The sequence below is a fragment of the Streptomyces sp. NPDC059957 genome (genome assembly GCF_042730015.1).
In the GTDB taxonomy this organism is placed as follows: Bacteria; Actinomycetota; Actinomycetes; order Streptomycetales; family Streptomycetaceae; genus Streptomyces.
Genome location: NZ_JBHWMB010000085.1, coordinates 1 through 8611, shown reverse-complemented (window position 1 = coordinate 8611; position 8611 = coordinate 1). Strand labels below are relative to the sequence as shown.

Genomic DNA, 8611 nt, shown 5'->3' with positions numbered 1-8611 from the left:
GACGTTACGCAGGCGAGGTGCGCTAGGCAGGGTGCGCGCCGTCGTCTTCGGCCGACGGAGGCGCCTCCCGTGGGCCGTAGGCAGCGTCCGTGCAGGAGAGCACGGCGGCGGCCACGGCGGCGACGGCGGCGCGGAGCAGCCCGCCGGACCTTCGGGGCGAGTGGAGCACGGGCATGACCGGGTGCGCTCCGTTCAGGACCTGGCCCGCTGGCCGCGCCGGGTCAGCCAGAGCACGCCGGCGGCGCCGGAGAGGATCACGGTGGCGCCGAGGGTTCCGAGGGCGATGGCGGAGTCCTCGGGGCCGGTCTGCGGGAGGCTGCCCCCGGTGGATCCCGTCGAGCCGGTGGATCCGGTCGACCCGGTGGCGCTGCCGCCGCCGGGGGCCGTCACCTCGAGTTCGAGCGACGGCCCCGGGCTGTTGCCCGGGGTGCAGGTGGTGGTCGTCCCCATCGCCTTGATCGTGAGCACGCCCGCGGTGAAGGTGACCTTGCCGGACTTCTTGGGCGTGTACGTGCCCGAGAGGTCACTGATCTTGATGGGCGTATTGGCCGGTACGGCCTCGGCGTTGGGCGGACCGGAGACCGGTACCGACACCTTCTCCGCGCCGCCGACCATGATCACGGCACTGGGCGTCATCGCGCCCTTGCCGAGCTCGATGGGGCTGGAGGAGACGCCCTTCTGGAAGGACATCGTCAGCTTGTAGCCGCTGCCCTCCTTGACTCCTTTGATCTCGATCGGCGAGACCGCCGATTTGTCCCCGATGGGGGTCTTGCAGTCGTACTGGACGTCGACAACGGCCGCATGGGCTGCGGGGGCGGCCAGCAGTACCGCCGCCCCCGCCAGCACGGAGGCCAGCGCGAGCGCGGTGGAGCGTTTCCGGTCGGACACCTTCGTCTTCCCCTCGAACCTTGGGCCACAAGTTACTGACGGCACATCAGATTGGTGGCTCAAGGTAGCCCCGGGGCCCTACGGAGGGAAGACAAAGGACAGCGCCGTATCAACAGCCCGTCCACAGGCCGTCCGTACGCCGCCCACAGGCCGTCCGTACGCCGCGATGCACGCCCTGGGGCGGTCTGCGGCGTCCGGATTCCGGCTGTTTCAGGCCGTCTTGCGGCCCTTCTGCCAGACGGCCGAGACCAGCGGAACACCCGGCCGGTAGGCGAGGTGGACATGGCTGGGGGCATCGAGCAGGGCCAGGTCCGCGCGCGCGCCGGGGGTGACGGTGCCGATGTCGGTGCGGCGCAGGGCGCGGGCACCGCCGGCGGTGGCGGACCACAGGGCCTCGTCCGGGGTCATCCCCATGTCGCGGACGGCGAGGGCGATGCAGAACGGCATCGAACTCGTGTAGGAGGAGCCCGGGTTGCAGTCGGTCGACAGGGCCACCGTGACCCCCGCGTCGAGGAGCCGGCGGGCGTCGGGCCACTGCGCGCGGGTGGAGAACTCGGCGCCGGGTAGCAGGGTGGCGACGGTCGTCCCGGCCGCCTGGGCGAGGGCGTCCACATCGGCGTCGGTGAGGTGGGTGCAGTGGTCGGCGGAGGCGGCCTCCAGCTCGACCGCGAGCTGCACGCCGGGGCCGTAGGAGAGCTGGTTGGCGTGGACGCGCGGGATCAGCCCGGCGGCGGCGCCGGCGGTGAGGATCGCACGGGCCTGGTCGCCGTCGAAGGCGCCCTTCTCGCAGAACACGTCCACCCAGCGGGCGTACGGGGCACAGGCGGTCAGCATCTCGCCGGTGACGAGGTCCACGTAGGCGGCCGGGTCGTCGGCGTAGTCCGGGGAGACGATGTGCGCGCCGAGATAGGTGACCTCTTCGGTGTGCGCGGAGGCGATGCGCAGGGCTCGCGCCTCGTCCTGGACCGTGAGGCCGTAGCCCGACTTGGTCTCGAACGTGGTGGTGCCCTGGCGGCGGGCCTCGTGGAGGTGGCGCAGCAGGTTCGCCTCGAGCTCGGCGTCGGAGGCGGCGCGGGTGGCGGCGACGGTGGTGCGGATGCCTCCGGCGGAGTAGCTGTGGCCGGACATGCGGGCGTTGAACTCCGCGGTGCGGTCGCCCGCGAAGACCAGGTGGGAGTGGGAGTCGACGAAGCCGGGGATGAGCGCCCGGCCCTGCGCGTCGAACGCCTCGTCGGCGGGCGGAGCCTTGTCGGCGGGGCCGACCCAGGCGATGCGGTCGCCGTCGATGACCACGGCCGCGTTCTGGATCAGGCCGAGGGGGGTGCCGTCGCCCTGGGCGGGGTCGTTGGTGACGAGGCTGCCGATGTTGGTGATGGTGGTCGTGGTCATGAGTTGCCGTCCTCGGGGTGGGGGGAGGCCCGCCGCAGGCGGGGGCGCTAGTGCTGTGGCCGGGAAGGTTTGCCGGGTCGCGGCGTTCGGTGCGGTGCATCGCAAGGCGGAGGAGCGCGGCTCGTACCGGACGTACTTGCGCGGTCCGACAACGCGGCGAGGTGCCGTGCCGGGCGTCGCGACCCGGTGAACCTTCCCGGTCACAGCACTAGCCGCGGAGGGCGGCGATGGTGGTGGCCAGGGCCGTCGGGACGTCCCCGACGAGGGTGTGCGATCCGTCGCGGACGATGTGGCGGCCGCCCACCACCGTGTGGCGGACGTCCGCCGCCGAGGCTGCGAAGACGGCCGTCTCCGCGCCCAGGCGGGGCAGGGCTCCGGCCGTGCGGACGGAGTCCAGAGTGATGGTGGTGAAGTCCGCCAGCGCGCCCGCCTCCAGGCGGCCCGCCCCCGACCAGCCGAGGGCGGCGTGCCCGTCCTCCGTGGCAGCGGTGAGCAGCGCGTTCGCCGTCCAGTGACCCCGGGTCCGGCTGCTCAGGCGCTCGTTGAGCTCCATCGCCCGCGCCTCTTCGAGCAGGTCGATCACCGCATGGCTGTCGCTGCCCAGCGAGAGCGGGCTGCCCGCGCGCTGGAGGCGTACGGCCGGGCCGATGCCGTCGGCGAGGTCGCGTTCGGTGGTGGGGCACATGCAGGTGCCGGTCGTGGTGGAGCCCAGGAGGGCGATGTCCCCGTCGGTGAGGTGCGTGTTGTGCACCCCGGTGGTGCGCGGGCCGAGCACGCCGTGGTCGGCGAGCAGCTGGGTCGGGGTGCGGCCGTGCGCCGCGAGGCAGGCCTCGTTCTCGGCGGTCTGCTCCGAGAGGTGGACGTGGAGCGGGGCCCGGCGCTCCTCGGCCCAGCCCGCGACGGTGGCCAGCTGCCCCGCCGGTACCGCGCGGACCGAGTGGATCGCGGCGCCGATCAGGGCGTGTTCGCGGGGCTTGAGGGCCGAGACCCGCGCCGCCCAGGCGTCCGCGGTGGAGTCGGAGAAGCGGAGCTGCTGGGGGTTGGGTGCTTCCCCGAAGCCCGCCGACAGGTACGCCGTGTCGAGGAGCGTGATGCGGATGCCGGCCTCGGCGGCGGCCGCGATCAGGGCCTCGCCCATGGCGTTGGGATCGGCGTACGGGGCTCCGCCCGGGGCGTGGTGGACGTAGTGGAACTCGCCCACCGCGGTGATGCCGGCCAGCGCCATCTCGGCGTAGACGGCCCGCGCGAGCGCGAAGTAGCTGTCGGGGGTGAGGTTCTGGGCGACCTTGTACATGAAGTCGCGCCAGGTCCAGAAGGTGCCGCTGCCGACCTGAACGGTGGAGCGCAGGGCCCGGTGGAAGGCGTGACTGTGCGCGTTGGCCAGGCCCGGGACGGTCAGTCCGCGCAGTACCTCGGCGCCCGGGGGCGGGGTCTCGACCCCGGTCCGCAGGGCGGAGATCCGCCCGTCGTCTGCTACGTCCAGGGCGACGCCCGGCTCGACATGGGTGCCGAGCCAGGCGTGCTCCAGCCAGTACGTCTTCAGCACGTGCCCCTTCACCTGCATGCGAGGCCTTCCAGTACGTCGGCGAGGGCGAGGACGCCTGCCACGCAGTCGTCCTCGGCGGCGAACTCCCGCGGGGAGTGGGAGACCCCGGTGGGGTTGCGTACGAACAGCATGGCGGTCGGGACGGCCGCCGAGAGGATTCCGGCGTCGTGTCCCGCGCCCGTGCCGAGCACGGGGACGGACCCGCCGAGGATCCGGTTCATCTCCTCGCGCAGGGCGTGCTCGAACTCGACGACCGGGGTGAAGGACTCCCGGACCACGTCCAGGTCGATGCCCTCCGCGTCCGCGCGCTCGCGGGCGGCCTTCTCGATCGCGGTCACGACCGTGTCGAGGGTGGCCTGGTCTGCGGCGCGCGAGTCGAGCCAGCCGCGCACGAGGGACGGGATGGCGTTGACCCCGTTGGGCTCGACGGAGATCTTCCCGAAGGTGGCCACGGCCCCGGCGAGGGCCGCCTCGGCGCGGGCCGCGAGCACGGTCTGCGCGTACGTCAGCATCGGGTCGCGGCGGTCGGCCAGCCGGGTGGTGCCCGCATGGTTGGCCTCGCCCCGGAAGTCGAAGCGCCAGCGGCCGTGCGGCCAGATCGCGGAGGCGATGCCGACCCGGCCCCCGGACAGGTCCAGGGCCCGGCCCTGTTCCACGTGCAGTTCGACGAAGGCGCCGATGCGGGCGAGGCGTTCGGGGTCGGCGCCGATGGCGTCCGGGTCGTATCCGGCGGCCTCCATGGCCTGCGGGAGGCTGACGCCGTCCGCGTCGCGGAGCTCGTACGCCTTCTCCTTGGTCAGCTGTCCGGCGGCGAGCCGGGAGCCGACGCAGGCCAGCCCGAACCGGGCCCCTTCCTCGTCACCGAAGTTGGTGATGGCAAGTGGCCTGGCGAACTCCGCGCCCCTCCTGCGGAGTTCGTCCAGGGCCGCGAAGGAGGACACCACCCCGAGGGGGCCGTCGAAGGCCCCGCCGTCGGGGACGGAGTCCAGGTGGGAGCCGGTGACCACGGCGTCCCCGGCCAGGGGGTCACCGAGCCAGGCCCACTGGTTGCCGTTGCGGTCGGTCTCGTACACGAGCCCGCGCGCCTCGGCCTGCGCCTGGAACCAGGTCCGGCAGTCGGCGTCCGCGCCGGTCCAGGCGTAGCGGCGGTACCCGCCGGAGTCCGCGTGCCGGCCGATGGGCCGGAGCTCGGCCCACATGGAGTGGAACGAGGCTCCGGCGGCGGCGTCCTGGCTCACGCGTCGTCGCCCTCGCGCATCGGGATGCGGACGCCGCGCTCGTCGGCGACCGTCTCGGCGATGTCGTAGCCGGCGTCGACGTGGCGGATGACGCCCATGCCGGGGTCGTTGGTCAGGACGCGGCGGATCTTCTCCCCCGCGAGCTTGGTGCCGTCGGCGACCGTGACCTGGCCCGCGTGGATGGAGCGGCCCATGCCCACGCCGCCGCCGTGGTGGATGGAGACCCAGGAGGCGCCGGAGGCCACGTTGACCATGGCGTTGAGCAGCGGCCAGTCGGCGATCGCGTCGGAGCCGTCGAGCATGGCCTCGGTCTCGCGGTACGGGGAGGCCACCGAGCCGCAGTCCAAGTGGTCGCGGCCGATGACCAGCGGGGCGGCCAGGGTGCCGTCGGCGACCATCTCGTTGAAGCGCTCGCCGGCCTTGTCGCGCTCGCCGTAGCCGAGCCAGCAGATGCGGGCGGGCAGTCCCTGGAAGTGGACGCGCTCGCCGGCCATCTTGATCCAGCGGTGCAGGGACGCGTTTTGAGGAGAATCGGCCTCCGGGAAGAGCTCCAGCATCGCCTTGTCGGTCTTGTGGATGTCCGAGGCCTCGCCGGACAGCGCCGCCCAGCGGAAGGGGCCCTTGCCCTCGCAGAACAGCGGCCGGATGTAGGCGGGGACGAAGCCGGGGAAGGCGAAGGCGCGCTCGTAGCCGGCCAGCTGGGCCTCGCCGCGGATGGAGTTGCCGTAGTCGAAGACCTCGGCGCCCGCGTCCATGAAGCCGACCATGGCCTCGACGTGCGTGGCCATGGACTCGCGGGCGCGGGTGGTGAAGCCCGCCGGGTCCTTGGCCGCGTAGTCGGCCATGTCGTCGAAGTCGACGCCGACGGGCAGGTAGGCGAGCGGGTCGTGGGCCGAGGTCTGGTCGGTCACGATGTCGATCGGAGCGCCCTCGGCCAGCATCTGCGGAAGCAGCTCGGCGGCGTTGCCGAGCAGGCCGATGGAGAGCGGCTTGCGTGCGTCGCGGGCCTCGACGGCGAGCTGCAGCGCGTGCCGCAGGTCGTTCGCCTTGACGTCCAGGTAGCGGTGCTCGATGCGGCGGTCGATGGCGCGCGGGTCCACGTCGATGCAGATGGCGACGCCGTCGTTCATCGTCACGGCCAGCGGCTGGGCGCCGCCCATGCCGCCGAGACCGGCGGTGAGGGTGATGGTGCCGGCCAGGGTCCCGTTGAACTTCTTGGCCGCGACGGCCGCGAAGGTCTCGTACGTCCCCTGCAGGATGCCCTGGGTGCCGATGTAGATCCACGAACCGGCGGTCATCTGCCCGTACATGGTCAGGCCCAGGTTCTCCAGGCGGCGGAACTCCTCCCAGTTGGCCCAGTCGCCGACAAGGTTGGAGTTCGCGAGCAGCACGCGCGGCGCCCACTCGTGGGTCTGCATGACGCCGACCGGGCGGCCGGACTGGACGAGCATCGTCTCGTCCTGCTTGAGGGTCTGGAGGGTCCGGACCATCGCGTCGTACGAGCGCCAGTCGCGGGCGGCCTTGCCGGTGCCGCCGTAGACGACGAGCTTGTCGGGGTGCTCGGCGACCTCGGGGTCGAGGTTGTTCTGGAGCATCCGCAGCGCGGCCTCCTGCTGCCATCCCAGGGTGCTCAGCTCGGTACCTCGCGCGGCACGTACGGGGCGGGGTCCTGACATGGCGGTGCCTCCTCCGTTGTTGGTCGATCTATTCACATCTTCACTCTCTGAATAGATTCAGTCAACAGCTGCGGGCGGACGCGCCGGATGATGGGATGACGGACATGGCATCCGACGCAGACGCGCACGCCGCCACGGACTCCGCCGGGCGACGGGACCTGGCCGTACGGGCCGCCGTGGAACAGGGCCTGATCGACGAGGACGCCCCCCTCCTCTGCCTGCTCGACACGGCCGGCATCCGCGCCTCCGCCGCCGCCCTGACCAGCGCCTTCGCCCGTGCCCTCGCCCCCGGCACCCCCGTCCTGCACGCCTTCGCCGTCAAGGCCGCCCCGCTCGTCCCGATGCTGCGGCTGCTCGCCGACGCCGGCCTGGGCTGCGAGGTGGCCAGCCCCGGCGAGCTGGCCCTGGCCCGCGCGGCCGGGGTCGCGCCGGAGCGCATCGTCCTCGACTCCCCCGCGAAAACGGCCGCCGAACTGCGGGAGGCCCTGGCCCTGGGCGTCGCGGTCAACGCCGACAACCGCCAGGAGCTGGACCGCCTCGACGCCCTCCTCACGACAACGCCCACCACCTCCCCGATCGGCGTACGGATCAACCCCCAGACCGGGGCGGGCAGCATCGACGCCCTCTCCACCGCCACGGCCACCTCGAAGTTCGGCATCGCACTGCGCGATCCGGGCGCGCGCGAATGGCTCGTACGGGCCTACCTGGACCGGCCGTGGCTCACCCGGCTGCACACCCACTCGGGCTCCCAGGGAGTGCCGCTGGCGCTCATCGCCGAGGGCGTACGGGAGCTGCACGCCCTGGCCGAGGAGATCAACGAGGCAGCCGGGCGGCGGCAGGTCGACACCCTGGACATCGGCGGCGGCCTGCCGGTGAACTTCACCTCGGACGCGGTCACCCCCACCTACGCGGAGTACGTGAGCGCGCTGCGCTCGGCCGTCCCCGGACTCTTCTCGGGGGCGTACGGGCTGGTCACGGAGTTCGGGCGGTCCCTGACGGCGAAGCACGGGCTGGTGCTCACCCGGGTGGAGTACACGAAGACCACCGGCGGACGGGCGATCGCGCTCACGCACGCGGGGGTCCAGCTGGCCACCCGTACGGTGTACGCCCCGGCGGCCTGGCCGCTCCGCATCCTGCCGTACTCCGCGAAGGGGGCTCCGCTGACGGGGCCCGTCGTCGCCCAGGACATCGCCGGGCCGGCCTGCTTCGCGGGGGACCTGCTGGCGGCGGCGCGGGAGCTCCCGCTACTGGCCCCGGGGGACCTGGTCTGCGTGCCCGACACGGGGGCGTATGCCTTCACCGCGCACTACGGGTACAACAGCCTGCCGCGGCCGGCGGTGCACGGCTTCACCGTGACCCCCTCGGGCGAGGTCCGCTTCGCCTTGGCCCGCGCGGCCCAGCTCCCGTCCGCCATCCCCGCGGAGGCGGGCGCGAACACCCCCGACGCCCTCCTCTGACACTCCCGGACGCCGCGCCCCCACGCCCCGCTGCCCGATGCCGCCCCGGCTGCGCACGTACCGCTGCGCGGGGCGGAGTTCCCCGACCCGCCCTTCCACCGTTCCCAGGGCCGCCCCTGCCCCGGTCCTCAAACGCCGGACAGGCTGAAGAACAGGACCCCGGGCTGCGCCCGGACCCCTGGGGCTCCGCCCCAGACCCCGGTCCTCAAACGCCGGACGGCTGAAAGATCAAACCCCGGCGGGGGGCCGAACAACCGGCGGGGCTGGATGCCACCCGGTCGGGCACGTCGGCAGCCGGGTCGGGGACGGGGGCGGGGTGGGGTGTCGGCCTGGACGTAAAGCGTGATTTGTGGCGCAGGAGCAGGCCGCGCCCTGTCGGAGTAGAGCAGAGGGCGCCTAAATCATGCAGTCCAGGCC

The 8611-nt window shown here is 73.0% G+C and carries 7 protein-coding genes; 1 reads left to right on the top strand and 6 read right to left on the bottom strand.

The window, feature by feature from the left end; genetic code table 11:
- Nucleotides 1-22 precede the first annotated feature (22 nt).
- The 6 genes from ACFWBW_RS35800 to hutU all read right to left on the bottom strand — a co-directional run bounded on the left by ACFWBW_RS35800 (nt 23) and on the right by hutU (nt 6737).
- A complete protein-coding gene (locus ACFWBW_RS35800; protein ID WP_385381984.1) occupies nt 23-175 on the bottom strand; it encodes a hypothetical protein in 153 nt (50 codons plus the stop codon).
- Between the two features lie 17 nt (nt 176-192).
- A complete protein-coding gene (locus tag ACFWBW_RS35795; RefSeq protein ID WP_385381981.1) occupies nt 193-888 on the bottom strand; it encodes an LPXTG cell wall anchor domain-containing protein in 696 nt (231 codons plus the stop codon).
- 210 nt (nt 889-1098) lie between these two features.
- Nucleotides 1099-2277 (bottom strand): imidazolonepropionase, encoded by a 1179-nt coding sequence (gene hutI, locus ACFWBW_RS35790; protein WP_385381978.1) that lies wholly within the window; start codon nt 2275-2277, stop codon nt 1099-1101.
- Nucleotides 2278-2485: 208 nt separating this feature from the next.
- Nucleotides 2486-3841: a formimidoylglutamate deiminase gene (locus tag ACFWBW_RS35785; protein ID WP_385381975.1), complete on the bottom strand. Its 1356-nt coding sequence runs from the start codon at nt 3839-3841 to the stop codon at nt 2486-2488.
- Nucleotides 3832-5022, bottom strand: coding sequence for an allantoate amidohydrolase (locus tag ACFWBW_RS35780; protein ID WP_385382036.1), 1191 nt, complete (start codon nt 5020-5022; stop codon nt 3832-3834). The genes ACFWBW_RS35785 and ACFWBW_RS35780 overlap by 10 nt, the downstream gene beginning before the upstream one ends.
- A 35-nt stretch (nt 5023-5057) precedes the next feature.
- Nucleotides 5058-6737: a urocanate hydratase gene (hutU, locus tag ACFWBW_RS35775; protein WP_385381972.1), complete on the bottom strand. Its 1680-nt coding sequence runs from the start codon at nt 6735-6737 to the stop codon at nt 5058-5060.
- Nucleotides 6738-6841: 104 nt separating this feature from the next.
- On the opposite strand from hutU, the gene ACFWBW_RS35770 reads away from it, so the two are divergent.
- Nucleotides 6842-8194, top strand: coding sequence for a diaminopimelate decarboxylase (locus ACFWBW_RS35770; RefSeq protein ID WP_385381969.1), 1353 nt, complete (start codon nt 6842-6844; stop codon nt 8192-8194).
- The last annotated feature ends 417 nt before the right edge of the window (nt 8195-8611 follow it).